At 67.6% G+C, this 23,269-nt stretch carries 23 protein-coding genes; 16 read left to right on the plus strand and 7 right to left on the minus strand.

What is annotated here, in order from left to right; genetic code table 11:
* From GBZ48_RS33280 to GBZ48_RS33305, 6 genes are all read left to right on the plus strand, one after another.
* Nucleotides 1–489 (plus strand): LysR family transcriptional regulator substrate-binding protein (locus GBZ48_RS33280; RefSeq protein WP_174474944.1); only part of this gene is annotated, 489 nt, incomplete at its 5' end.
* 188 nt (nt 490–677) lie between these two features.
* On the plus strand, nt 678–1,214 hold the full coding sequence (locus GBZ48_RS33285; protein ID WP_174474945.1) for a formate dehydrogenase subunit gamma: 537 nt from the start codon (nt 678–680) through the stop codon (nt 1,212–1,214).
* Complete coding sequence (locus GBZ48_RS33290; protein ID WP_174474946.1) at nt 1,211–2,791, plus strand: formate dehydrogenase beta subunit; 1,581 nt, start codon at nt 1,211–1,213, stop codon at nt 2,789–2,791. The genes GBZ48_RS33285 and GBZ48_RS33290 overlap by 4 nt, the downstream gene beginning before the upstream one ends.
* A gap of 23 nt (nt 2,792–2,814) precedes the next feature.
* On the plus strand, nt 2,815–5,670 hold the full coding sequence (gene fdhF / locus GBZ48_RS33295; protein WP_174474947.1) for a formate dehydrogenase subunit alpha: 2,856 nt from the start codon (nt 2,815–2,817) through the stop codon (nt 5,668–5,670).
* A 20-nt stretch (nt 5,671–5,690) separates the two neighbouring features.
* Nucleotides 5,691–6,533, plus strand: coding sequence for a formate dehydrogenase accessory sulfurtransferase FdhD (fdhD, locus tag GBZ48_RS33300; protein ID WP_174474948.1), 843 nt, complete (start codon nt 5,691–5,693; stop codon nt 6,531–6,533).
* 24 nt (nt 6,534–6,557) lie between these two features.
* Nucleotides 6,558–6,785: a formate dehydrogenase subunit delta gene (locus GBZ48_RS33305; protein ID WP_098737153.1), complete on the plus strand. Its 228-nt coding sequence runs from the start codon at nt 6,558–6,560 to the stop codon at nt 6,783–6,785.
* 17 nt (nt 6,786–6,802) lie between these two features.
* On the opposite strand, the gene GBZ48_RS33310 is transcribed toward GBZ48_RS33305, so the two are convergent.
* From GBZ48_RS33310 to GBZ48_RS33325, 4 genes are all read right to left on the minus strand, one after another.
* Nucleotides 6,803–7,552 (minus strand): SDR family NAD(P)-dependent oxidoreductase, encoded by a 750-nt coding sequence (locus GBZ48_RS33310; protein WP_174474949.1) that lies wholly within the window; start codon nt 7,550–7,552, stop codon nt 6,803–6,805.
* Between the two features lie 159 nt (nt 7,553–7,711).
* Nucleotides 7,712–8,608, minus strand: coding sequence for a cupin domain-containing protein (locus GBZ48_RS33315; protein WP_174474961.1), 897 nt, complete (start codon nt 8,606–8,608; stop codon nt 7,712–7,714).
* A 19-nt stretch (nt 8,609–8,627) separates the two neighbouring features.
* Nucleotides 8,628–9,389, minus strand: a complete 762-nt coding sequence (locus GBZ48_RS33320) for a class I SAM-dependent methyltransferase (RefSeq protein WP_174474950.1) — start codon at nt 9,387–9,389, stop codon at nt 8,628–8,630.
* A gap of 40 nt (nt 9,390–9,429) precedes the next feature.
* The gene (locus GBZ48_RS33325; RefSeq protein WP_174474951.1) at nt 9,430–10,947 is read right to left on the minus strand and encodes a L,D-transpeptidase family protein; all 1,518 of its coding nucleotides are present in this window, start codon (nt 10,945–10,947) and stop codon (nt 9,430–9,432) included.
* A 368-nt stretch (nt 10,948–11,315) separates the two neighbouring features.
* Between GBZ48_RS33325 and urtA the strand changes: the two genes are divergently transcribed.
* From urtA to GBZ48_RS33360, 7 genes are all read left to right on the plus strand, one after another.
* Nucleotides 11,316–12,626 carry an urea ABC transporter substrate-binding protein gene (gene urtA, locus GBZ48_RS33330; protein ID WP_174474952.1) on the plus strand — a complete coding sequence of 437 codons (1,311 nt, stop codon included), beginning with the start codon at nt 11,316–11,318 and terminating at the stop codon, nt 12,624–12,626.
* Nucleotides 12,627–12,799: 173 nt separating this feature from the next.
* Nucleotides 12,800–14,437, plus strand: a complete 1,638-nt coding sequence (gene urtB / locus GBZ48_RS33335) for an urea ABC transporter permease subunit UrtB (RefSeq protein WP_174474953.1) — start codon at nt 12,800–12,802, stop codon at nt 14,435–14,437.
* A 3-nt stretch (nt 14,438–14,440) separates the two neighbouring features.
* On the plus strand, nt 14,441–15,613 hold the full coding sequence (urtC, locus tag GBZ48_RS33340) for an urea ABC transporter permease subunit UrtC (RefSeq protein WP_174474954.1): 1,173 nt from the start codon (nt 14,441–14,443) through the stop codon (nt 15,611–15,613).
* 3 nt (nt 15,614–15,616) lie between these two features.
* Nucleotides 15,617–16,363 (plus strand): urea ABC transporter ATP-binding protein UrtD, encoded by a 747-nt coding sequence (gene urtD, locus GBZ48_RS33345; protein ID WP_174474955.1) that lies wholly within the window; start codon nt 15,617–15,619, stop codon nt 16,361–16,363.
* Nucleotides 16,364–16,377: 14 nt separating this feature from the next.
* Nucleotides 16,378–17,073 (plus strand): urea ABC transporter ATP-binding subunit UrtE, encoded by a 696-nt coding sequence (urtE, locus tag GBZ48_RS33350; RefSeq protein ID WP_174474956.1) that lies wholly within the window; start codon nt 16,378–16,380, stop codon nt 17,071–17,073.
* A gap of 112 nt (nt 17,074–17,185) precedes the next feature.
* On the plus strand, nt 17,186–17,581 hold the full coding sequence (locus GBZ48_RS33355) for a COG4315 family predicted lipoprotein (protein WP_109048893.1): 396 nt from the start codon (nt 17,186–17,188) through the stop codon (nt 17,579–17,581).
* Nucleotides 17,582–17,768: 187 nt separating this feature from the next.
* Nucleotides 17,769–17,921, plus strand: a complete 153-nt coding sequence (locus GBZ48_RS33360) for a hypothetical protein (protein ID WP_167421718.1) — start codon at nt 17,769–17,771, stop codon at nt 17,919–17,921.
* Between the two features lie 56 nt (nt 17,922–17,977).
* Here GBZ48_RS33360 and GBZ48_RS33365 read toward each other — a convergent pair whose 3' ends face one another.
* Together GBZ48_RS33365 and GBZ48_RS33370 are read right to left on the minus strand one after the other, a co-directional pair.
* Nucleotides 17,978–18,856 carry a 5'-nucleotidase, lipoprotein e(P4) family gene (locus tag GBZ48_RS33365; RefSeq protein WP_246307635.1) on the minus strand — a complete coding sequence of 293 codons (879 nt, stop codon included), beginning with the start codon at nt 18,854–18,856 and terminating at the stop codon, nt 17,978–17,980.
* 118 nt (nt 18,857–18,974) lie between these two features.
* Entirely contained in the window at nt 18,975–19,607 is a 633-nt protein-coding gene (locus GBZ48_RS33370) for a glutathione S-transferase family protein (protein WP_174474957.1), read from the minus strand.
* Nucleotides 19,608–19,715: 108 nt separating this feature from the next.
* On the opposite strand from GBZ48_RS33370, the gene GBZ48_RS33375 reads away from it, so the two are divergent.
* Nucleotides 19,716–20,615, plus strand: a complete 900-nt coding sequence (locus GBZ48_RS33375) for a LysR substrate-binding domain-containing protein (protein WP_174474958.1) — start codon at nt 19,716–19,718, stop codon at nt 20,613–20,615.
* A 42-nt stretch (nt 20,616–20,657) separates the two neighbouring features.
* Here the strand turns inward: GBZ48_RS33375 and GBZ48_RS33380 are convergent, their stop codons facing one another.
* Entirely contained in the window at nt 20,658–21,653 is a 996-nt protein-coding gene (locus GBZ48_RS33380; protein ID WP_246307636.1) for a formylglycine-generating enzyme family protein, read from the minus strand.
* Between the two features lie 212 nt (nt 21,654–21,865).
* Here GBZ48_RS33380 and GBZ48_RS33385 point away from each other — a divergent pair, with 212 nt between their 5' ends.
* Both GBZ48_RS33385 and GBZ48_RS33390 read left to right on the plus strand, forming a co-directional pair.
* The gene (locus GBZ48_RS33385) at nt 21,866–22,387 is read left to right on the plus strand and encodes a ferritin-like domain-containing protein (RefSeq protein WP_174474959.1); all 522 of its coding nucleotides are present in this window, start codon (nt 21,866–21,868) and stop codon (nt 22,385–22,387) included.
* 161 nt (nt 22,388–22,548) lie between these two features.
* The coding region (locus GBZ48_RS33390; protein WP_174474960.1) for a glycine zipper 2TM domain-containing protein at nt 22,549–23,269 on the plus strand (721 nt) is incomplete at its 3' end.

A 23,269-nucleotide genomic window follows, 5' to 3' on the forward strand; every position in this document is an offset into this window, starting at 1 on the left:
CGCACCCTGCCGCTCTACACCGAGCGCTACCATCTGCTGGCCCGCCGCGACGATCTGGCGGAGGAGCTGATCGCGCAAGGGGCGGTGCCGTGGGAAAAGGCGGCGAGCTTGCGGCTCTGCCTGCTCACCCCCGACATGCAGAACCGCCGCATCGCCGACACCGCCTTCCGCATGACCGGGCGGACGGTGGAGCCGGCGATGGAGACCAACTCCATCGTCACCCTCTACACCATCGTCCGAGCCGGCAGCTGCGCCAGCATCGTCCCCGGCCAGCTGCTGACCTTCGTGCCGCCGCATCCCGACATCGTCGCCCTGCCGCTGGTCGATCCGGAGCTGAGCCACGTCGTCGGCCTCGCCTATGCCGACCGCGACCCGCCGCCGCCGCTCGCCAAGGCGCTGGCGGTGGCAGCCGCCGATGCCGACATCGCCCAGCGCGTCGCCATCGGCGTCGCCGACGCCATGATCCCCTGGCGGCTGGCGATCCGCTGAGCGGTTCTTCCGGCGCTTGATAGCCAAAAGCTATCACGCCATCAGAAAATACAATTTGCTGGTATACCGTATCCTCCGCCACTCTGACGGTGCCGGGCGACGAGAGACGTCCGGAAAAAGCCAACAGAGCCAAGCCAGAACGACGCCGACCCCAAGAGCGGCGCGGACGATCGCAAGGAGGGATACCCGTGAACGCTTGCCATCCGTGGAGCGCTGAGCGCGCCATGACGATTGTCGAAGACAATCGGCATCTGCGCGGCGCCCTGCTGCCGATCCTCCACGCCCTGCAGGAAGAGTTCGGCTACATCGACGAGGAAGCCATCCCCCTGCTGGCGACGGAGCTGAACCTCTCGCGCGCCGACGTGCATGGCGTGGTCTCCTTCTATCACGAATTCCGCCGCGAAAAGCCCGGCCGCCACACCATCAAGGTCTGCCGGGCCGAGGCCTGCCAGTCGATGGGCGCCAACGCCCTTGTCGACCACATCAAGAAGCGCTTGCAGGTCGATTTCCACGGCACCACCGCCGACGGCGCCTTCACGCTGGAGCCGGTCTTCTGCCTGGGCAACTGCGCCCTGTCGCCCGCCGTCATGATCGATGAGAACCTGCACGGCCGGGTCTCGCCCGACCGCTTCGACGAGCTGGCGGCCGAGACGCGGGCCAACCCGCACGCCCACAACCAGATCCCCCGCGCTCTCAGCCACTCCCACAAGGGTCACGCGCAATGAGCGGCCATCTGATCACCGTCTTCGTCCCGCGCGACTCCGCCGCCCTGTCGGTCGGCGCCGATGCGGTCGCCGCCGCCATCCGGGCAGAGGCCACCAGGCGCGACCTGCCGCTGCGCATCGTCCGCAACGGCTCGCGCGGCATGCTCTATCTGGAGCCGCTGGTCGAGGTCGAAACCGCGGAAGGCCGCGTCGCCTACGGCCCGGTCACCCCGGCCGACGTGCCCGGCCTGTTCGACGCCGGTTTCCTGACCGGTGGGGAGCATGCGCTGGGCCACGGCCTGACCGAGGAAATTCCCTATTTCAAGAAGCAGGAGCGGCTGACCTTCGCCCGCTGCGGCATCATCGATCCGCTGTCGGTCGAGGACTACCGCGCTCATGGCGGCTTCCGCGGGCTGGAGAACGCGCTGGCGATGTCCCAGGCGGAGATCGTCAAGGCGGTGACCGACAGCGGCCTGCGCGGCCGCGGTGGCGCAGGCTTCCCGACCGGCATCAAGTGGAACACGGTGATGCAGGCCCCGGCGGACGAGAAGTTCGTCTGCTGCAATGCCGACGAGGGCGACAGCGGCACCTTCGCCGACCGCATGATCATCGAAGGCGATCCCTTCTGCCTGATCGAGGGCATGACCATCGCCGCCATCGCGGTGGGCGCCACCTCCGGCTACGTCTACATGCGGTCGGAATACCCGCACGCCACGGCGACCTTGCGCCACGCCATCAAGCTCGCCTATGACGAGGGCTGGCTCGGCGACAACATTCACGGCACCAACCGCACCTTCCACCTCGACGTCCGCGTCGGCGCCGGTGCCTACATCTGCGGCGAAGAGACCGCGATGCTGGAAAGCCTGGAAGGCAAGCGCGGCATGGTCCGCGCCAAGCCGCCGCTGCCGGCGCTGGAAGGCCTGTTCGGCAAGCCGACCGTGGTCAACAACGTGCTGTCGCTCTGCTCGGTGCCGATCATCCTCGACAAGGGCGGCGACTATTACCGCGACTTCGGCGTCGGCCGGTCGCGCGGCACGCTGCCCTTCCAGCTTGCCGGCAACATCAAGAATGGCGGCATCGTCGAGAAGGCCTTCGGCATCACCCTGCACGAGCTGCTGTACGAGTATGGCGGCGGCACCATCACCGGCCGGCCGATCCGCGCGGTGCAGGTCGGCGGTCCGCTGGGCGCCTACCTGCCGCCCTCGCAGTTCGATCTGCCCAAGGATTACGAGGCCTTCGCCGCGCAGGAGGCGATGGTCGGCCATGGCGGCATCGTCGTCTTCGACGACAGCGTCGACATGGCCCAGCAGGCCCGCTTCGCCATGGAGTTCTGCGTCGCCGAGTCCTGCGGCAAGTGCACCCCCTGCCGCATCGGCTCGACCCGCGGGATGGAGACGCTGGACAAGATCATCGCTGGCAAGAACGTCGATGCGAACCTGGACCTGCTCGCCGACCTCTGCGACGTGATGGTGGACGGCTCGCTCTGCGCCATGGGCGGCATGACGCCCTATCCGGTGCGCAGCGCCGTCAAGCACTTCCCGGAAGACTTCCGCAAGAAGCAGCACGCCGTCCGCGTCACCCACATCGCCGCCGAATAACGAGCGACCCAGGAGCACCCGAGATGACCCTCATCCACGAGACCGACTACGGCACCCCGGCCCGCGTCTCCGAGACCCTGGTGACGCTGGAGATCGACGGCCGCGCCATCACTGTTCCCGAAGGCACCTCCGTGATGCGCGCCGCGATGGACGCCGGCATCACCGTGCCCAAGCTGTGCGCCACCGACAGCCTGGAGCCCTTCGGCTCCTGCCGCCTCTGCGCGGTGGAGATCGAGGGGCGCCGCGGCACCCCGGCCTCCTGCACCACCCCCGTCGCCCCCGGCATGAAGGTCCACACCCAGACCGACAAGCTGGCCAAGCTGCGCCGCGGCGTGATGGAGCTGTACATCTCCGACCATCCGCTCGACTGCCTGACCTGCGCCGCCAATGGTGACTGCGAGTTGCAGGACATGGCCGGAGCCGTGGGCTTGCGCAACGTCCGGTACGGTTTCGAAGGCGAAAACCACCGCGCCGCCGCGAAGGACGAGAGCAACCCCTACTTCACCTTCGACGCTTCCAAGTGCATCGTCTGCTCGCGCTGCGTCCGCGCCTGCCAGGAGACCCAGGGCACCTTCGCGCTGACCATCGACGGGCGCGGCTTCGCCTCCTCGGTGTCGCCGGGCGCCAAGGAAAGCTTCATGGACAGCGAGTGCGTGTCCTGCGGCGCCTGCGTCCAGGCTTGCCCGACCGCGACCCTGACCGAGAAGTCGATCATCGAGCACGGCCAGCCCGAGCACAGCGTCATCACCACCTGCGCCTATTGCGGCGTCGGCTGCTCCTTCAAGGCCGAGCTGCAGGGCACCACGGTGGTCCGCATGACGCCGTGGAAGGATGGCGGCGCCAACGAGGGCCATTCCTGCGTCAAGGGCCGCTTCGCCTGGGGCTATGCCACCCACAAGGACCGCATCATGAAGCCCATGGTGCGCGAGAAGATCACCGACCCGTGGCGTGAAGTGTCGTGGGAAGAGGCGGTCGCCTACGCCGCCGAGCGGCTGAAGGCGGTGCAGGCCAAGTACGGTCGCGGCTCCATCGGCGGCATCACCTCGTCGCGCTGCACCAACGAGGAGGTCTATGTCGTCCAGAAGATGATCCGGGCCGCCTTCGGCACCAACAACATCGACACCTGCGCCCGCGTCTGCCATTCGCCGACCGGCTATGGCCTGTCGCAGACCTTCGGCACCTCGGCCGGCACCCAGGATTTCAAGAGCGTCGACAAGTCCGACGTCATCCTGGTCATCGGCGCCAACCCGACCGACGGTCACCCGGTGTTCGGCTCGCGCATGAAGAAGCGTCTGCGCGCCGGGGCCAAGCTGATCGTCGTCGATCCGCGCCGCATCGATCTGGTGCGCAGCCCGCATGTCAAGGCCGAGTACCATCTCCAGCTCCAGCCCGGCACCAACGTCGCCGTGGTCAACGCCATCGCCCACACCATCGTCACCGAGGGGCTGGTCAACCGCTCCTTCGTCGAGGGGCGCTGCGATCCCAAGGAGTTCGCGAAGTGGGAGGCGTTCATCGCCGAGCACCGCAACTCGCCGGAATATCTGGAATCGCGCACCGGCGTTCCGGCCGATCAGGTCCGCGCCGCCGCCCGTCTCTATGCCACCGGCGGCAACGCCGCGATCTATTACGGCCTGGGCGTGACCGAGCACAGCCAGGGCTCCAGCACCGTGATGGCGATCGCCAACCTTGCCATGGCGACCGGCAACATCGGCCGCGAGGGCGTCGGCGTGAACCCGTTGCGCGGCCAGAACAACGTGCAGGGCTCCTGCGACATGGGCTCCTTCCCGCACGAGCTGCCGGGCTACCGCCACGTGTCGGACGACATCGTCCGCCAGGAGTTCGAGACCGCCTGGGGCGTCACGCTGGATCCGGAACCCGGCCTGCGCATCCCCAACATGTTCGACAGCGCGCATGACGGCAGCTTCCGCGGCCTGTTCGTCCAGGGCGAGGACATCGTCCAGTCCGACCCCAACACCAACCACGTCACCTCGGCGCTGGAATCGCTGGACATCGTCATCGTCCAGGACCTGTTCCTGAACGAGACGGCGGCCTTCGCCCACGTCTTCTTCCCCGGCACCTCCTTCCTGGAGAAGGACGGCACCTTCACCAACGCCGAGCGCCGCATCAACCGCGTCCGCAAGGCGATGCCGTCGAAGGTGGGCAAGGACGAGCATTGGGTCGCCTGCGCGCTGGCGACGGCGATGGGCTACCCGATGCACTACGAGACCACGTCCGAGATCATGGACGAGATCGCCCGTCTGACTCCAACCTTCCGTGGCGTCAGCTTCGAGAAGCTCGACCGCGTCGGCAGCGTCCAGTGGCCGTGCACCGGCTTCGAGGACGACGACACCGGCATGGCGATCATGCACGAGGAGAGCTTCGCCCGCGGTCTCGGCCGCTTCGTGATCACCGAGTATGTGCCGACCGACGAGCGGACCACGCGGATGTATCCGCTGGTGCTGACCACCGGCCGCATCCTCGCCCACTACAATGTCGGTGCCCAGACCCGCCGCACCGCCAACGTGGCCTGGCATCCGGAGGATGTGCTGGAGATCAACCCGGTGGACGCGGAGATCCGGGGCGTGAAGGACGGCGACATGGTGTCGCTCGCCAGCCGCATGGGGGCGACGACGCTGCGTGCGGTCATCTCCGACCGCATGCCGGCCGGCGTCGTCTACACCACCTTCCACCATCCGGTGACCGGTGCCAACGTCATCACCACCGAGAATTCGGACTGGGCGACCAACTGCCCCGAATACAAAGTGACGGCGGTGCAGGTCGCCCGCAGCAACCAACCGTCGGACTGGCAGGTTGACTATGCGAAGAACGACGTCGAGCGCAAGCGCATCGCCGCCGCCAACGTGATCGCCGCCGAGTGACGGCCTGAGGAGTGGGAAGCATGACCGCGATGCCTTCTGGGTCCATCCGTCCGGACGATAATTCCCCGCTCTCCTCGGCGATGTGCTCCATCGCCGTCAGCGGCACCGGCTTCTCCGCCGGTGTCGGGATGGAGGAGGGTGCGGACGTCGAATGGCAGGTGCCGGAGGAAACCGCGGTCGCTTTCGAATACAACGGCCGGTCCCATGCCGTGATGATGGCGACCCCCGCCGATCTGGAAGACTTCGCGCTGGGCTTCAGCCTGGCCGAGGAGATCGTCGGGTCCGCCGCCGACATCGAAAACATCGCCGTGCGGGAAACCCCGCTGGGCTTCGTCGTCAACCTGACGGTCGATCCCCTGCGGCTCCTGCGCGGAAGTCTGCGCAGCCGCTCCATGGAGGGGCGGAGCGGCTGTGGCCTGTGCGGCGTGGACAGTCTTGTCCACGCCGTTCGGGAGCCCCGCAAGATCGAGACCTCGCTGGAGGTGGACCCGGCCGCCGTGGCCGCCGCCTTCCGCAGCCTGCCGGACCATCAGCCGATGAACCGGGCCAACCGCTCGGTCCATGCCGCCGCCTGGTGCGCGCCGGACGGCGCCATCCGTCTGGCCCGCGAGGATGTCGGCCGCCACAACGCGCTGGACAAGCTGATCGGCGCCGTCGTCCGCTCGGGCGCCGATCCAGCCACCGGCTTCGTGGTGATGACCAGCCGTTGCAGTTTCGAACTGGTGCAGAAGACCGCCGCGGTGGGCATCCCGCTGCTGGCGACCATCTCGGCCCCGACGGCGCTGGCGCTGGAACTGGCGCGCAACGCCAACCTGACCCTGGGTGCCCTGTCGCGCCGCGACACCGTCATCCTGTTCCGCTGACACCAACCCTTTCCGGAGACACCGATGAGCCACACGAACCACGCCAAGGATCTGGTCCGGATGGCGAACCAGATCGCTGTCCATTTCGCCACCTACCCGCATGAGGAAGCGGTGACGGAGACGGCGACCCACATCCGCAAGTTCTGGGATCCGCGCATGCGCGCCGGCCTGTTCGCCCATGTCCAGTCCGGCGGCGAAGCCGACCTGCACGAGGTCGCGCGCGGAGCGGTCGGGGTGCTCCAGACCCGCTGAGTCCGGCACCGCCCCGCTCAGGCGAAGCGGGCGTTGTACAGGGCGATGGAGTCGGCCCCCGCTGGGAAGTGGAGCCGGCCGGTGAGGTCGTCGATTGCGGCCGACACCGCTTCGGCGACATCGGTTTCCGTGGTCGTCGCCGCCGGGCTGGCATAGGCGTCGAAGATCGGCTTCGCGAAGTCCATATAGGCTGGCGGGATCAGATCCTGGATGACGATGCCGGCATTCCGGCTGAAGGCGGTCGTCGGGCCGTATCCCGGCTCCACCAGTTTCGCCCGGATGCCGAAATGGCCGAGCTCGTGGGCGAGCGAGCCGGTGAACCCCTTGATCGCCTGTTTGCTGGCGGTGTAGGCCGCCGCCAGCGGCAGGGCTGCCAGCGTGACCGAAGAGGTCACGTTCACGATCACGCCGGACCGCCGCTCGCGCATCTGCGGGATCACTGCCTGGCACATCGACATCACGCCGAAGGTGTTGGTCTCGAACAGCTTGCGGATATGGGCCATCGGCGTGGCCTCGAAGGCGCCGACCACGCCGACCCCGGCATTGTTGACCACCACGTCGATGGGACCGGCGGCCTCGACGGCGGCAGCGATGCTCTCCTCGCTGGTGACGTCGAGCGGCAGGATGCGCAGGGCATCGGACCGGGGCAGAAGTTCCGGGTCCGGTCGGCGCATTGTAGCGACCACTCTCCAGTTCCTCGCCAGGAAATGCCGCGCCATCTCCAGGCCGAAGCCGGAGGACGTGCCGGTGATCAGGATCGTTTGCATGGGGACGCCCCGTCGTTTCGAACGGTCCCTTGAATAGGCGGAACGGCCTGGACACTCCATAATCGGGCGTCCGAAATCCTTTTCCAACTGTCCATAACCTGCAAGCGCAGAGTGGACCGCTTGGCATCTGCCATCCGGTTCCTTCCCGGCCCGGTTCCGCTATTGGCTGCGGGCGAACTGGCCGGGGGGGCAGCCCTGCCGCTTGCGGAACGCCGTGCTGAAGGAGCTGGCGGACTCGTAGCCGACCTCCTCGGCGATCCGCTCGAGGGACTTCGCGCCCCGGACCAGGGCGTCCTTCGCCAGCGCCATCCGCCAGCGGGCGAGATACTCGATCGGGCCGCAGCCGAGCACCTCGCCGAAACGGGCGGCGAATGCCGACCGGGATTGCCCGGCGATCTTCGCGAGGCCGGCGACCGTCCAGTTCGCCCGGACGTCCCCGTGCAGGGCGCGAAGAACGCGGGCAAGGGCCGGGTCGCGCAGGCCGTTGAGTAGGCCGCTTTGCAACCCGTCCGCCGCGAGGCCGCGCCATCGCAACGCCTCGACGAGCAGAACCTCGAGCATGCGCTGGAGGATCAGCTCCCTGCCGGGATCCTGGTGCCCGCATTCCTCGACGATGAGGTCGATCACCCGGCCGAACCGGTCTGCCCTGCCTTCCCGGGCCGGAATATGGATCATGTGGGGGAGCAGCGTCAGCAGGAGGGGCGCGTTCACCTGTTCGATCTGGAACGCGCCACCCAGCGCCTCGAACTCCGCTTCGCCCTCCTGGTCGCCATGCCGGACCGGCCTGTCCGTCGGCTCACGCGGCGCGCAGGCGATGCCCGGATGGCTGCTCAGCGTGAAGGCGGGGGTGGAGGGTAGAAGGAGGAAATCGCCCGTCGCGATCCGCAGCGACGCCCCGCCCTCGAAGGACACCCAGCATTCGCCCTTCAGGATGAGCGTGAAGCCGGGCTTGTGAAAGGCGGGATAACCGATGCCCCAGCGCCCCCGTCCGGTGATGGGCTTGGACACCGCCGCGGTCGGCCTGAGCAGGGCGATGATGTCGGAAAGCGGATCCACGATCTGCAAGCAGGTTTCGTCAGACCTTGCGGTAGGCGAACATGACCGTGTCGTAGGGAAAGGCGATCTCGGCGCGGCCCGCCAGTTCGGGCGTACCGGCGATCAGCGCTCGGACGTCGCGCTCGACCTCCGCCTGCTGTTCGGGCGGCAGCGCCGCGATGAAGCTGACCGACATCGTCCGCTTGACGATGACGTCGTCCGGGCTGCCGACATGGGCATGCGGGACATGGCGCTCGTCGATGGCCTCGAAGCCCGGCGCGGGGAAGACGCGGCGCCAGTCGCCGGTCCGGTAGCGCGGGGTGTCGCCCTCCCGGGGGGCGGTGATGGCGGTCAGTGCCGCCACCCAGGACGTGCGTTCATCCCGGACATTCCAGATCAGCCCCAGCCTGCCGCCCGGCTTCAGCACCCTCCGCATTTCCTGCAAGGCGGCGGCGGTGGCGAACCAGTGGAAGGCCTGCGCGCAGACCACGGCATCGACGGAGCCGTCGGGCAGGGGAATGGATTCGGCGTTCCCCGCCAGGACGGTGACATCGGGGAAGGCCGGAACGAGCTGCTCGCGCATGCCGGCGACCGGCTCGACGGCGGTGATCTCGCCGCCGCACTGCTTCAGTACCGCGATGAACTTGCCGGTGCCGGCGCCGACCTCCAGGACCTTCCGACCAGGACCGACGCCCAGAACCTCGCGGAGCCAGACGGCGGCTTCGGCCGGGTAGCTGGGACGGCCTTTGACATAGGCCTTGGCACCGGTCTCGTAGCCGCTGGAGGAATGATGAACCGACATGCCGACCTCGATCCTTCCAGCTTGACCTGAAAACTGATCTTCACATCCCGGTCGATGTCGGCAGCGGCTTGGCCGGCGCCGGGATCGAAGCCGACGACAGCGACGTCGGCGCATGGGCAGTGGGCGGCACAGGCAGCGGCGCCGGCTTGGACAGCGGGCGCGGCGTCGACACCGGCGTGACCGGGCTGGCCGATGGCGGAGTGCCAGCCGGATTGGCCGACATCGCCGGTGCCGCAGAGCCCGACTGGCCCGACGGCGTCGCCAGCGTGGGCGGATCCTCATAGATGTCGGGATGGACGCGCACCACGCCGGCGGTATCGACCGAGGCGTTCCAGTAGACGAAGCGCACGGGGATGGCGTTCGGCAGCCGGATCGTCTTGGTCTCTCCGGTGTCGAGCTGCTGGCCGATGCCGGCCGGCGTCACCTTCGCGGCACCCAGCAGCGTCTCCGCCATCATCCGGGCATCCTCCAGCCGCACGCAGCCGGAGCTGGCGGCGCGCAGGTCGCGGCTGAACAGGCGGGGGTCGTTGGTGCCGTGCAGGAAGATGCCGTCGCCGTTGGTCAGGTTGAAGCGGAAGCGGCCCAGTGCGTTGTCGTCGCCCGGCCTCTGGACGATGCGCACGCGGCCGGGATCGACCGACCACCAGTTGACCGACTGGGTGTTGGCGACCTCCGACCCATCCAGATAGACGGCGGCGTTCTTGATGCCGGTGGTGCCCTTCTTGCGCAGGGCCGGCAGCTTGTCCTCGCTCAGCACCGTCGGTGGCACGGTCCAGGTCGGGTTGATGGTGACGCTGGTCACCTTGTCCTGGAGCAGCGGCGTCTTGCGCGACGGCCGGCCGACCACTGCCCGCATGGTGAAGGCCGGGCGGCCATGCTCGATCAGGGTGACGGACTGGCCGGGCAGGTTGACCAGGATGGTGGTGTCGGGGATCGAGGCCTGCTGCGCCCGCATCGCCGCGGCGGCGCGGCGCAGAAGCGCCACGGTCTGGGCGGGCGTGCGGTCCATCGCCTGACGGGTCACCTCGCCGACCTTGCCGTCGGGTTGCAGCCCCTCGGCGAGCTGGAAGGCGCGCACGGCGGCCTCGACATCGTCGTTGAAGCTGTCGGTCCACTTGTCGGCGGACAGGAAGCCCATCTCGATCAGGCGGCGCGACACCTTGCCAACGCGGTCGGCCAGCGGCGAGCGCACGGTGATGACCACCGGCGGCGCCGGCTCGACGGGGGCGAGGCCGGGCAGGGTGGGAGCCAGCGCCTGGATGTCGGCGGGCGGCGGCTCAACCGCCGGGGCGACGCTCTCGATCATGCCGCCGTCGCCCTTCTTGACGACGGCGCCGTAGCCGATGCGGGTGACCGGCACCTTGGGTGCGTTCTGCACCTCCAGCGCACGCTGTTCCAGCGCCGCAGCCCAGCCGGCGACCAGCGGCGGCTTGGCGGCGTGCACGGCCTCCTTCGCCGCTGCGGCAAGCGCCGGACCGCTCAGGACGATGCCGACCAGTCCGCCGACCATGCAAAGGGCGGCGGAGCGGCGGGAGATCGGGCGGCGGATATCATGCATGGCGACGGGACCGGAACGTGAACGGAAAGGATCGTGCGCTGTATCCTTCGACGAGGCATTCCAGATCCGCAAGCGACATTTGGTGTCGGCAGCTCTGCTGTTCACACTGTTGCTCCCTTGCATCGCCATCTCACCCGTGGAGGGCTGTTGCCGTTACACGCGCTCATCCACTGGTTGGACGCCGTGACCGACGGATTTATTCCGAACCTTCGCCGGAGGTAACACCGCGAAGTCGGCCATGGAGCCGGGGTCGTGGCCGTATGTGTCATTTGACGTAGATACCGCCTTTCGCATGCGCGGTAGCTTTTCCTTCGACGATGTGGCGAAGCCCCGGAGCAACCGGGGCGCCAAAGGAAGGGGGCAACTTCATGCGGACCAAGCAACTGACGTCGAGCTTCGGGATCAGCGCGCTGGCCGGTCTGGCCATGGGCGCGATGGCGTCCTTCGCGATGCCCGCCCAGGCGGCGGACGACACCATCAAGGTGGGCATCCTGCACTCCCTGTCCGGCACGATGGCGATCAGCGAGACGACGCTCAAGGACGTCATGCTGATGCTGATCGACGAGCAGAACAAGAAGGGCGGCCTGCTGGGCAAGAAGCTGGAGCCGGTGGTGGTCGATCCCGCCTCCAACTGGCCGCTGTTCGCCGAGAAGGCGCGCGAGCTGATCAGCAAGGACAAGGTGTCGGCCGTGTTCGGCTGCTGGACCTCGGTCAGCCGCAAGTCGGTTCTGCCGGTGTTCGAGGAGCTGAACAACATCCTCTTCTACCCGGTCCAGTATGAGGGCGAGGAGTCCTCCCGCAACGTCTTCTACACCGGCGCCGCGCCGAACCAGCAGGCGATCCCGGCCGTCGACTACCTGATGTCGAAGGAAAAGGTCCAGCGCTGGGTGCTGGCCGGCACCGACTACGTCTATCCGCGCACGACCAACAAGATCCTCGAAGCCTATCTGAAGGGCAAGGGCGTCAAGCCCGAGGACATCATGATCAACTACACGCCGTTCGGTCATTCCGACTGGCAGTCGATCGTGGCGGACATCAAGAAGTTCGGCTCGGCCGGCAAGAAGACCGCGGTGGTCTCCACCATCAACGGCGATGCCAACGTTCCCTTCTACAAGGAACTGGGCAACCAGGGCGTCAAGGCGCAGGACATCCCGGTCGTCGCCTTCTCGGTCGGCGAGGAAGAGCTGGCCGGCATCGACACCAAGCCGCTGCTCGGCCATCTGGCCGCGTGGAACTACTTCCAGTCGGTCGAGACCCCGGCCAACACCGACTTCATCAAGTCGTGGAAGGCCTACACCAAGAACGACAAGCGCGTCACCAACGACCCGATGGAAGCCCACTACATCGGCTTCAACATGTGGGTGAAGGCGGTCGAGGCGGCCGGCACCACCGAGCCGGACAAGGTCATCGACGCCATGGTCGGCGTGGCCGTGCCCAACCTGACCGGCGGCTATTCGGCGATGCTGCCGAACCACCACATCACCAAGCCGGTGCTGATCGGCGAAGTGCAGGAGAACGGCCAGTTCGACGTCGTCTCCAAGACCTCGGGCCTGGTGCCCGGCGACGAGTGGTCGGACTTCCTGCCGGACAGCAAGGACCTGATCGCCGATTGGCGCAAGCCGATGTCCTGCGGCAACTTCAACGTGAAGACCGGCAAGTGCGGCGGCAAGGGGTCGTGAGGGCCGCGTTCCCTCTCTGACCTGTCCTTTCTGACCTGAGTGGTTGCGACGCTTGCCCTTTCCCCTTTCCCGCCGGGCGGGGGAGGGGAGAGGGCAAGCGTTTCGCGTTTCCAGCCCCCCGCACTGCTCCTCCCGCACCGCCCCTGGATCGCCCCTGCACCGAAGGACTCCCGATGCGACGCGCTCTCCGCTGGCTGATGGCCGTCTGTGTGGTGGTCGCCACATCGACCGCCGCTTACGCCGCCGATCCCCGAGCAATTGATTTGCGCCCGCTCGTCCAGGCCCTGGGCAGCGGCGGCTATTCCGGAACCGAAAAGGCTCTGACGCAACTGTCGGAGGCCGGCGACCCGGCCGCCGTGCCGGTGATCGAGGCGCTCCAGGCCGGCGACCTCTATGTGCGCAAGGCCGACGGCAGCGTCGTTGTCGCCCGCAAGGCCGGTGACGCCTTCACCCTGACCGACCCGCTGACCCGCGCCGCACTCGGCGATGCGCCGGCCGCTGCGGTCGAGAAGATCCGCATCAACAATTCGCTCCGCCGCGCCATCAGCGCCTCGCTGGGCGCTCTCACCCTGATGAGCCCCGATGCCGGCGTCCGCCGCTCCGCCGCCGACGCGGTGTTCAAGAGCCGCGACGCCTCCGCGCTGGAGACGCTGAGCGCCGCCATCGCCAAGGAGCAGGACAAGGGCGTGCGCGCCGCCATGGAGCAGGCGCGCGCTGCCATCCTGCTGACCGGCGAAGCCGCGTCGAAGATGACCGATGCCGAAATCCAGTCGGCGACCGACACGCTGACCGCCCGCGGCGACCGCGACGCGCTGGTGCTGCTGAACATGGTCGCCGGCTCCGGCGCGTCCGACATCACCAAGAAGTCGGCCGCTGCCGCCGTCTCTACCCTGGAGCAGAAGCTGGCCTTCTGGGCCGCTCTGCAAAATCTCTGGTACGGGCTGTCGCTGGGCTCGGTGCTGCTGCTGGCCGCCATCGGCCTTGCCGTCACCTTCGGTGTGATGGGCGTCATCAACATGGCCCATGGCGAGATGGTGATGATCGGCGCCTACACCACCTTCCTGGTGCAGGAGTTCTTCCGCGCCCATGCTCCCGGCCTGTTCGACCTGTCGATCCTGGTGGCGCTGCCCGCCGCCTTCATCGTGTCGGGTGGCGTCGGCATCGTCATCGAGCGCAGCGTGATCCGCTGGCTCTACGGCCGTCCGCTGGAAACGCTGCTCGCCACCTGGGGCCTGTCGCTGGCGCTCCAGCAGGCCGTCCGCTCCATCTTCGGCCCGACCAACCGCGAGGTCGGCGCGCCCAGCTGGATGTCCGGCGCCTTCGAACTGGGCGGCCTGACCATCACCTACGGCCGGCTGTGGATCGTCGTCTTCGCCTTCGCCGTCTTCGCGGCCCTGCTGGTGGCGCTGAAGCGCACCTGGTTCGGCCTGTCGATCCGCGCGGTGACGCAGAACCGGCCGATGGCCAACGCCATGGGCATCCGCACCGCGCGGGTCGATGCGCTGACCTTCGGGCTCGGCTCCGGCATCGCCGGGCTTGCCGGGGTGGCGCTGAGCCAGATCGACAACGTCAGCCCGAACCTCGGCCAGGGCTACATCCTCGACAGCTTCATGGTCGTGGTGTTCGGCGGGGTGGGCAACCTGTGGGGCACGCTGGTCGGCGCGCTGACGCTGGGGACCATGAACAAGTTCCTCGAACCCTATGCCGGTGCGGTGCTGGGCAAGATCCTGGTGCTGATCTTCATCATCCTGTTCATCCAACGGCGTCCGCGCGGCCTGTTCGCGCTGAAGGGCCGCGCGGTGGAGGCCTGACCGATGCTGCTGCGCTTTTTCCTGATGGGTCTGGACCGCAAGGCCGGGATCGTCCTGACGATCCTCGCATTCCTGGCGGTGGCCGTCCCGGTGCTGACGCTGTGGGTACCGGCGGACTCGCCCTTCCACCTGTCGGTCTTCACCGTCTCGCTGCTCGGCAAATATCTGTGCTTCGCGCTGCTGGCGCTGGCGCTGGATCTGGTGTGGGGCTATTGCGGCATCCTGTCGCTCGGCCATGCCGCCTTCTTCGCGCTCGGCGGCTATGCCATGGGCATGTATCTGATGCGGCAGATCGGCCCGCGGGGCGTCTACGGCAACCCGGTCCTGCCCGACTTCATGGTCTTCCTGAACTGGAAGGAGCTGCCCTGGTACTGGCTCGGCTTCGACCATTTCTGGTTCGCCGCGCTGATGGTGCTGGTGGTTCCGGGCGCGCTGGCCTTCGCCTTCGGCTGGTTCGCCTTCCGCAGCCGCGTCACCGGCGTCTACCTGTCGATCATCACCCAGGCGCTGACCTTCGCCCTGCTGCTGGCCTTCTTCCGCAACGACATGGGCTTTGGCGGCAACAACGGCCTGACCGACTTCAAGGACATCCTCGGCTACGACATCCAGGCCGACACCACCCGCGTCGTCCTGTTCGTGGCGACGGTGGCCGCCCTGGCGCTCTCCTACATGATCGCGTCCGGCGTCATCGGCTCGAAGCTGGGCAAGGTTCTGGTGGCGCTGCGCGACGCCGAGAGCCGCGTCCGCTTCATGGGCTACGACACCGAAAGCTACAAGCTGTTCGCCTGGACCCTGTCGGCCTGCATGGCCGGCGTGGCGGGCGCCCTCTACGTCCCGCAGGTCGGCATCATCAATCCGTCGGAATTTGCCCCGGCCAGCTCGATCGAGGCGGTGATCTGGGTCGCCGTCGGCGGGCGCGGCACGCTGGCCGGCGCCATCCTGGGTGCTGTTCTGGTCAACATGGGCAAGAGCTATTTCACCGGCGCCCTGCCAGAGCTGTGGCTGTTCGCGCTGGGCGGCCTGTTCGTGGCGGTGACCCTGTTCCTGCCCAAGGGCCTGCTCGGGCTGGGCGCGCAGCTGAAGGCGAAGCTGCCCGGCCGCAAGGCCTCCCCTCTCCCCAACGCCCAAACCGCGAACCAAGCCACTGGCCAGACCGCTGGCCAGAAGGGAGCCTGACCCATGAGCGCGGAATCGACCCTCCTCTATCTCGACGGCGTGTCGGTCAGTTTCGACGGCTTTAAGGCGCTGAGAGGCTTGTCGCTGGTGATGATGCCCGGCGAGATGCGGGCGATCATCGGCCCCAACGGCGCCGGCAAGACGACGATGATGGACGTCATCACCGGCAAGACCCGCCCCGACACCGGCACCATCCTGTTCGAGGGCGACACCGACCTGACCCGCCTGCGCGAGGCGGCCATCGCCAACCTCGGCATCGGTCGCAAGTTCCAGCGCCCGACTGTCTTCGAGCCACACACGGTGTGGGACAATCTGGAACTGGCGCTGAAGGCGCCGCGCCGGCCGCTGAAGACGCTGACCTACGCCATCAGCCGCGACGACCGGGCCCGCATCGAGGAGATCCTCGACATCACCCGCCTATCCGCCCTGCGCAGCCGGCAGGCCGGCAGCCTGTCGCACGGGCAGAAGCAGTGGCTGGAGATCGGCATGCTGCTGGCCCAGGACCCCAAGCTTCTGCTGGTCGACGAACCGGTCGCCGGCATGACCGACGCCGAGACCGAACAGACCGCCGAACTGCTGTGCAGCATCGCCGGCAAGCATTCGGTGATCGTGGTGGAGCATGACATGAGCTTCGTCCGTGCGCTGGGCGTCAAGGTGACGGTGCTGGCCGAGGGCTCGGTCCTGGCCGAAGGCTCGCTGGACGCGGTCAGCGCGAACCAACAGGTCATCGACACCTATCTCGGCCGCTGACGGGAGACTTTATGATGCTGGACGTTCGCTCTCTCGATCTGCATTACGGCGCCGCCCAGGCCTTGCGCAGCGTTTCCATGAAGGCCGAAATCGGCAAGGTCACCTGTCTGGTCGGCCGCAACGGCGTCGGAAAATCCAGTCTGCTGCGCGCCATCGTCGGGTTGAAGCCGGTGTCCGGCGGATCCATCGGCTGGGACGGCGCCGACGTGACGAAGATGGCGCCGGCCGACCGGGCGCGGCGCGGCATCGCCTATGTGCCGCAGGGGCGCGAGATCTTCCCGCTGCTGACGGTGCGGGAAAATCTGCTGACCGGCTATGCCCCGCTGCCGCGCGCCCAGCGCTCGATCCCCGACGAGGTGTTCGAGCTGTTTCCGGTGCTGAAATCCATGCTGGAGCGCCGCGGCGGCGACCTGTCGGGCGGCCAGCAGCAGCAGCTCGCCATCGGACGCGCCCTGGTGACGCGTCCGCGCCTGCTGGTGCTGGACGAGCCGACCGAGGGCATCCAGCCGTCGATCATCAAGGATATCGGCCGGGCCATCTCCTACCTGCGTGACAAGGGCACCATGGCGATCCTGCTGGTCGAGCAGTATTTCGACTTCGCCCGCGACCTTGCCGACGACTGGGTGGTGATGGAGCGCGGCGAGGTGATGCTGTCCGGTCCGCGCAGCGACCTGGACGAGCAGGAGGTCCGCAAATACCTGACGGTATAACACCGATGGCATGCCGTTCCGGCCGGTGACAGGCGGAATATCCGCGGTCCCATTGCGTCCTTGATCCATCGGGCCTGCCGTCCGGCGGGCCTGTTTCGGGAGGAATTGCGCAATGAAGTCCGCACTCCGTATCGCCGCTGCCGCCATCGGCCTGGGGGCCGTCCTGTCGGGCGCCCCGGCATTTGCCCAGGATAAGGAACCGGCCATGACGGGCAAGACCGCGATGGGCCCCGTCCTGACCGACGCGAAGGGCATGACGCTCTATGTCTTCGACAAGGACGGTGCTGGCAAGTCGGCCTGCAACGGGCCTTGCGCGACCAACTGGCCGCCCCTGATGGCTCCCGCCTCCGCCAAGCCGATGGGCAAATACAGCGTCGTCACCCGCGACGACGGAAGCCGGCAATGGGCCTACAACGGCAAGCCGCTCTACAGCTGGGCCAAGGATGCGAAGCCCGGCGACACCACCGGCGACGGCGTGAACAACGTCTGGCACGTGGCGAAGCCATAACGTTCGGGGTATTGCGGGGCCGTGGTTACTGTCATCCGGCGCCACGGCCCTGCCTTCGCCGGGAGTATACTTATCCGGTCGAGGTAATGCGCAAACGCCGACTTCGTGGGCTGCGCTCTTTAAAGGTCGTTAAGGATCCGAACCGCATGATGACCTCAACGCCATCTTGCTCACGGAGCCGCAGGTCATGTCGATCTACAACGCCGCCTCGTTCGAAGCCGCCCCCTCCGCCGAACCGAAGGTCCGCAAGATGAGCGGCCTGCCGCGTCTGGCGGTCTGGACCGTCATGATCGGCACGCCGTGGCTGCTGATCGTGGAAGCGGTGCGCCTGATCTTCTGAAGGTCAACACTCCAGGCCCGGCGCACCGTCCTTTCAAACCGTTATTGGGCAGGCCGTTATTGGGCCGGTGCCACCCAGGGCTCCAGCGCGCCGATCTTCCTGGCCCGCTTCTCGTCCGCCGACAGTTTGAAATTATGCCCGAAGGGCGCGCTCTCGAACGAGCCGTAACCGGGATTGGCCAGCATCAGCCAGTCGCGCCCGAAATGCTCCTTCGCCGCTTCGAACGCCTTCAGGCGGTCGGCTTCGCTGCCGTTGTAGGCATCGCTGAAGTCGCCGAAATTGTCGCCGAACAGCAGGACGATCCGGTAATCCTTGGCGATGTAGGCGCGCCGCGTCCCCTTCGCCGACCCCCAGTCCGGCTTTTCCTTCGACATCAGGAAGGTATCGACGTTGCCACCCATCGGGAAGCCCAGCGCCTGCGCGTTGCGGCGGGTCGGCTCCTCCTGGTCGGCGTTGCGGTTGGTGACGTAGAACACCTTCACGCCCTTCGATTCGGCGTATTGGGTGAACTCGACCGCGCCCGGCACTGCCGTCGCCTTTTCCGCCTTCACCCAGGCATCCCAGGTCTTGGGCGAGAATTCGCCGTTGGTGGTGACCAGCCCGGCCTGATAGGCGGAGTTGTCCATCGCCGTCTCGTCCAGATCCAGCACCACCGCCGGCGGCAGATCCTGGTAGTTGCCGGTCTGCTCGGTCGCCGCGGTCCAGGTCTTTTCGGCCAGCGCCTTGTCCAGCTGGATCCTGCCCAGCGCATAGACCGCCAGCGAGTTCGCCTTGTATTCGACCGACCGCTGCATCCACAACTCGGCGTTCAGCAGATCGCTTTGCGGCACAGGATCTGCTGCCAGGGCAGGCCCGGCCAGCAGGGAAAGGGCAACCGCACCGGACAGCAGCGACCAGCGCCCGGAACAGGCGGAATTGCGCATCGACTCATCCATCCATCAAGTGTCATGGAACCGTCATCGAAGCACAGATTCGGGTGCTTGGCGACGGTCCCGTGACGCTTGCGTCATGGTATCCCAATACGCTGGTTTCCGCGGTCCTGCCCAACGGTCTTCAGGCCGGCTGGGGGATGGCGCTTTCCGGCATCGGGGTCAGCGCCGGGATCGCCTCCACCCGCTCCAGCCAGCGCCGGACCGCCGGATAGGGGTCGAGCGGGATGTGGCCTTCCGGGGCGCGGGCGACATAGGCGTAGCAGGCGATGTCGGCGATGGTCGGCCGCTCCGCCGCCAGCCAGTCGCGGGTCGCCAGATGGCTGTCCATGAAGCGCAGCAGGCGTTCCGCGACCGTCTGCGCGTCGGCCAGCGTCCCGGCCCCGCCCCACAGCGTCAGGATGCGCGCCAGTGCCGGCCCGAAGCGCAGGTCTCCGGCGGCGACCGACAGCCAGCGCTGCACCTGTGCCGCCTCGTCCGGCGCCTTCGGGTTCCACAGGCCGGAAGCGTCGTAGCGGTCGGCGAGATAGACGAGAATGGCGACCGAGTCCGGCAGGACAAGATCGCCGTCGACCAGCACCGGGATCTGTCCGAAGGGGTTCAGGGCGAGGAAGGCATCCGACCGGCGAAGCTCGGCATTCGCATCGACATAGCGATAGGGCAGGCCAAGGATGTTCAGGAAGGCTTCGACCCGGTGGGCGTGCCCCGACAGCGGCGTGCCGTAGAGCGTGATGGCGGGATCGGTGCTGGTGCCCATGGCAAGGCCCCTTCTCTGTGGAACGCGGAGGCCCACAACCAACCACTTGTGCCACTTCGCAGGAATGGGTTTTGATGAAAAGGGACTCTTTCAGGAATTGGAAGAATTGTGGACCGGCTGGACGAACTGACGATCTTCGTGGCGATCCTGGAGACCGGCAGCCTTGCCGGCGCGGCCAAGCGGCTGCGGCGGTCGGCGCCCGCCGTCACCCGCGCGCTGTCTGGCCTGGAGGAGCGGCTGGGTGTGCGGCTGATCGAGCGCACCACCCGTAACCTCGCCCCGACCGATGCCGGCCGGCGGCTGGCCGAGCAGGCACGCCGGCTGCTGGCCGATTACGACGAGGCGCTTGCCGCCACCGGAACCGACCGGCCGATGCGCGGGCGGCTGCGCGTCACAGCACCGGTGATGTTCGGACGCAAGCATGTGACGCCTCTGGTCCTCGACTTCATGCGGGAGTTCCCGGACATCCGCATCGAGCTGACGCTGTCCGACGGCAACCTCGACCTGATCGAGGAGGAACTGGACGTGGCGATCCGCATCGGCCCGCTGCCCGACTCCGGCCTCGTCGCCCGGCGGGTGGGGCAGGTCGGGCGCTTTCTGGTCGCCAGCCCCGGTTATCTGGCACGGCGCGGCACGCCGTCGATGCCGGAAGAGCTGTCCGGCCACGACATCATCCTGACGACGGCCCGGCCCGGTCCGCCGGACTGGCGCTTTCTGATCGAAGGGCGGGAGCGGGTGCTGCGGGTGACGCCGAAGCTGGCGGTCAGCCACATCGAGCCGGCGCTGCTCGCCGCCCGTGACGGGCACGGCATCGCCCGCCCGCTGTCCTATCAGGCGGCGGACGACCTCGCCGCCGGCACGCTGGTGCGCCTGATGCCGCACACCGAGCCGGAGCCGCTGCCGGTCCATGTGGTGGTGCCGACCGCAAGGCTGATGCCCGGCCGGGTGCGTGCCTTCCTCGACCATGCGGTGCAGGGCCTGTCGGCGCTGGAGGTTCTGCGCAGCTGATCCGCAGCCTCGCCGGGGATCGCGGGGTCGGGGATAGCGGGGTCAGGGGTCGCGGGCGACGCGGATGCCGTAGGCGGCATAGCCGCTCTCCGCCGCGTCCACCCGACGCACGGCGGAGCGGACATAGCGCGGGTTGCTGTGCCACGATCCGCCGCGCATCGTCCGCTGCGAACAGGTCCCTCCGGACCGGCCGTCCGGCGCGCAGTCCTCCACCCACTGCCAGACATTTCCCAGCATGTCGTAAAGGCCGAAGCCGTTGGCGCGGTAGATGCCGACCGGCGAGGTGAACAGGGCGCCGTCGCGGCAGTTCGCCACCTCCCAGTCGGTGAAGCGGTCCTTGGCCGACAGGTCGGCGACGTTCGCCGCGTCGCATCCCCTGGCCGGATCGTCACCCCACCAGCGCGCAGTCAGGGTGCCGGCACGGGCCGCATATTCCCACTCCGTCTCCGTCAGCAGGCGATAACTCTTGCCGGTCCGGCGGCTGAGCCAGTCCACATAGGCCTTGGCGTCGTACCAGCTCACACAGACCGCCGGGTCGTTGTTCGTCTGTGCGAACCCCGGCCGGCGCCAGGAGAAATGCCAGCGCGGCAGCAGATCCGTCTCTCCGGCATAGCCGCGGCAGACCGTCCGTGGCCGATAGCCGCTGTCCCGGATGAAGCTGGCATATTCGCCGCGGGTGACCGGGTATTTGCCGACGGCGATGGGGTGTTGGATCGATGCCGGAGTTGGCAAGGGCTCGTCGGGAAACCGTTCCGTCTCGCTCGCCGGGGAGCCCTGGAGATAGCTGCCGGCTGGGATGGTGACCAGGACGGGCGCGTCGGGATGGTCCCAGACCTCGCGTGCCGGGCTCCCCGCCTGCCAGACATGGAAGGTCGCCAGCCGTTCGGTGTGCCAGACGGTCAGATCCTCCGGCTCCGCCCGGCGCCAGCCGGCCAAGGCGGTCAGCATCAGGATGAGGACGACGACCGCACCGACGGAGCCGGGCAGGGTGACGGTCATGGCGGGGATGTCTCTTGGTGGTGTGCCGGTGCGGATCATGCCGTTATTTCCCCGCAGTACGGCGCGTCCGGCAACCGCGCGTCCGTGTCCCGGTCGGGGCACTTCCAGCCTGTACCCCAACCGGTATTGGGGCACCACAGCCGGAGGTTTGCCCCTTTGCGGTATGGCGCAAGCGGTAAGCGTCGAAGACGGCGTCCTGCTGTTGGTGCGGGCAGACGTTCAACGGAGCGTTGATGCCACAGGAGAAACACATGGCTGCCTATCCCGCGGACCTCACGCGCGCGCTGTTCGTTACCGGCTTGCGCAACGCTCATGCGGTGGAACAGCAGGCTCTGGCCCTGATGGACCGCCAGCTTGACCGTCTGGTTAATTATCCCGAGGTTTCCGACCACCTGCGCATGCACCGTGGCGAGACCGAGGGCCAGATCACCCGCATCGAGCAGATCCTGGACCAGCTTCAGGAAAGCCATTCCGGTCTGAAGGACACCGCTCTGTCGATCATGGGCAATCTGGCAGCGCTCGGCCACAGCTTCGCCGAGGACGAGATCCTCAAGAACTCTTTCGCCAATTACGCCTTCGAGAATTTCGAGGTGGCGAGCTACCGGTCGCTGCTGACGGTGGCGGAGGCCGGCAACTTCACCTTCGCCACGCCGCTGCTGCAGACCTCGCTGCGCGAGGAGGAGGCGATGGCCTCCTGGGTGCTCGAAAACGTGCCGACACTGACCCTGAAGTATCTGTCGCTGAAGGCCAGCGACCAGACTGCCGGCCGCTGACGCCGGTTGCGCAGTGGCGATGGCCGGGGACGTCAGCCATTTCCCCGGCCATCGCTCTGTTGCAATGCAGCATTCCCGTCGCGTCCGGATTTTGCCCGGTGACGAGTCGGGGGACTTTGCCGTAAGAAACTTGGCGGGGTTTCAAAACGGATGTTTCGCCCGTGCTTCGATCGGTCTCTCTCTGCCTGTTCATCGCCGCAGCCGGCGGTCTTGCGGGCTGCACCTCCGACTATTCTCCCAACACCTACGCCTCCAGCGCGGTCCAGCAGGCCAACAAGGTCGAGCCGGGCATCGTGGTCGGCTTCCGTCAGGTGGCGATCAGCGCCAACGGCACCGTCGGCGCCGTCAGCGGCGGTGCGGCCGGCGGCATCCTGGGCGCGCAGGTCGGTTCGGGCGGCATGAATGCTGCACTCGGCACCGTCGGCGGCACGGCGATCGGCGGTCTGCTGGGCACGGCGATGGAGCACATCGCCGGCGATACCAACGGCTGGGAATACATCGTCCGCAAATCGAACGGCGAATTGCTGTCGCTGACCCAGAAGGAGCCGCAGCCGCTGCCCATCGGCCAGAAGGTTCTGGTCATCACCGGCAGCCAGGCCCGCATCGTCCCCGATTATTCCACCCCTGCCGATCCCGAGACTGCGAAGGCCGATTCGGCGAAATCCGAGTCTGCCAAGGCCGAGCCCGCCAAAACTGAGATGCCCCGGCCTGAAGCCCCGAAATCCGACATCAAGGCGGTGCCGCTCGCCCCGCCTGCCGAACCCGCTCCGGCAGCCGCCCCCGCTCCGGCCGAGCAGTCCGCCACCGGTCCGGCGCAGCCTCCCAGCGGCGGTGGGCCGGTGCGCCCGAGCGGCGTCTCCTATACAAACCCGAAGCCGCCCA

This window comes from Azospirillum melinis (assembly GCF_013340935.1).
GTDB classification, from domain to species: Bacteria; Pseudomonadota; Alphaproteobacteria; order Azospirillales; family Azospirillaceae; genus Azospirillum; species Azospirillum melinis.

Coding starts and splice junctions, on each gene's coding strand:
- GBZ48_RS33290 (WP_174474946.1), top strand. CDS start 1,211: ATGAGCGGCCATCTGATCACCGTCTTCGTCCCGCGCGACTCCGCCGCC.
- fdhF (WP_174474947.1), top strand. CDS start 2,815: ATGACCCTCATCCACGAGACCGACTACGGCACCCCGGCCCGCGTCTCC.
- fdhD (WP_174474948.1), top strand. CDS start 5,691: ATGACCGCGATGCCTTCTGGGTCCATCCGTCCGGACGATAATTCCCCG.
- GBZ48_RS33305 (WP_098737153.1), top strand. CDS start 6,558: ATGAGCCACACGAACCACGCCAAGGATCTGGTCCGGATGGCGAACCAG.
- GBZ48_RS33310 (WP_174474949.1), bottom strand. CDS start 7,552: ATGCAAACGATCCTGATCACCGGCACGTCCTCCGGCTTCGGCCTGGAG.
- GBZ48_RS33320 (WP_174474950.1), bottom strand. CDS start 9,389: ATGTCGGTTCATCATTCCTCCAGCGGCTACGAGACCGGTGCCAAGGCC.
- GBZ48_RS33325 (WP_174474951.1), bottom strand. CDS start 10,947: ATGCATGATATCCGCCGCCCGATCTCCCGCCGCTCCGCCGCCCTTTGC.
- urtA (WP_174474952.1), top strand. CDS start 11,316: ATGCGGACCAAGCAACTGACGTCGAGCTTCGGGATCAGCGCGCTGGCC.
- urtB (WP_174474953.1), top strand. CDS start 12,800: ATGCGACGCGCTCTCCGCTGGCTGATGGCCGTCTGTGTGGTGGTCGCC.
- urtC (WP_174474954.1), top strand. CDS start 14,441: ATGCTGCTGCGCTTTTTCCTGATGGGTCTGGACCGCAAGGCCGGGATC.
- urtD (WP_174474955.1), top strand. CDS start 15,617: ATGAGCGCGGAATCGACCCTCCTCTATCTCGACGGCGTGTCGGTCAGT.
- urtE (WP_174474956.1), top strand. CDS start 16,378: ATGCTGGACGTTCGCTCTCTCGATCTGCATTACGGCGCCGCCCAGGCC.
- GBZ48_RS33355 (WP_109048893.1), top strand. CDS start 17,186: ATGAAGTCCGCACTCCGTATCGCCGCTGCCGCCATCGGCCTGGGGGCC.
- GBZ48_RS33360 (WP_167421718.1), top strand. CDS start 17,769: ATGTCGATCTACAACGCCGCCTCGTTCGAAGCCGCCCCCTCCGCCGAA.
- GBZ48_RS33365 (WP_246307635.1), bottom strand. CDS start 18,856: ATGGATGAGTCGATGCGCAATTCCGCCTGTTCCGGGCGCTGGTCGCTG.
- GBZ48_RS33370 (WP_174474957.1), bottom strand. CDS start 19,607: ATGGGCACCAGCACCGATCCCGCCATCACGCTCTACGGCACGCCGCTG.
- GBZ48_RS33380 (WP_246307636.1), bottom strand. CDS start 21,653: ATGATCCGCACCGGCACACCACCAAGAGACATCCCCGCCATGACCGTC.
- GBZ48_RS33385 (WP_174474959.1), top strand. CDS start 21,866: ATGGCTGCCTATCCCGCGGACCTCACGCGCGCGCTGTTCGTTACCGGC.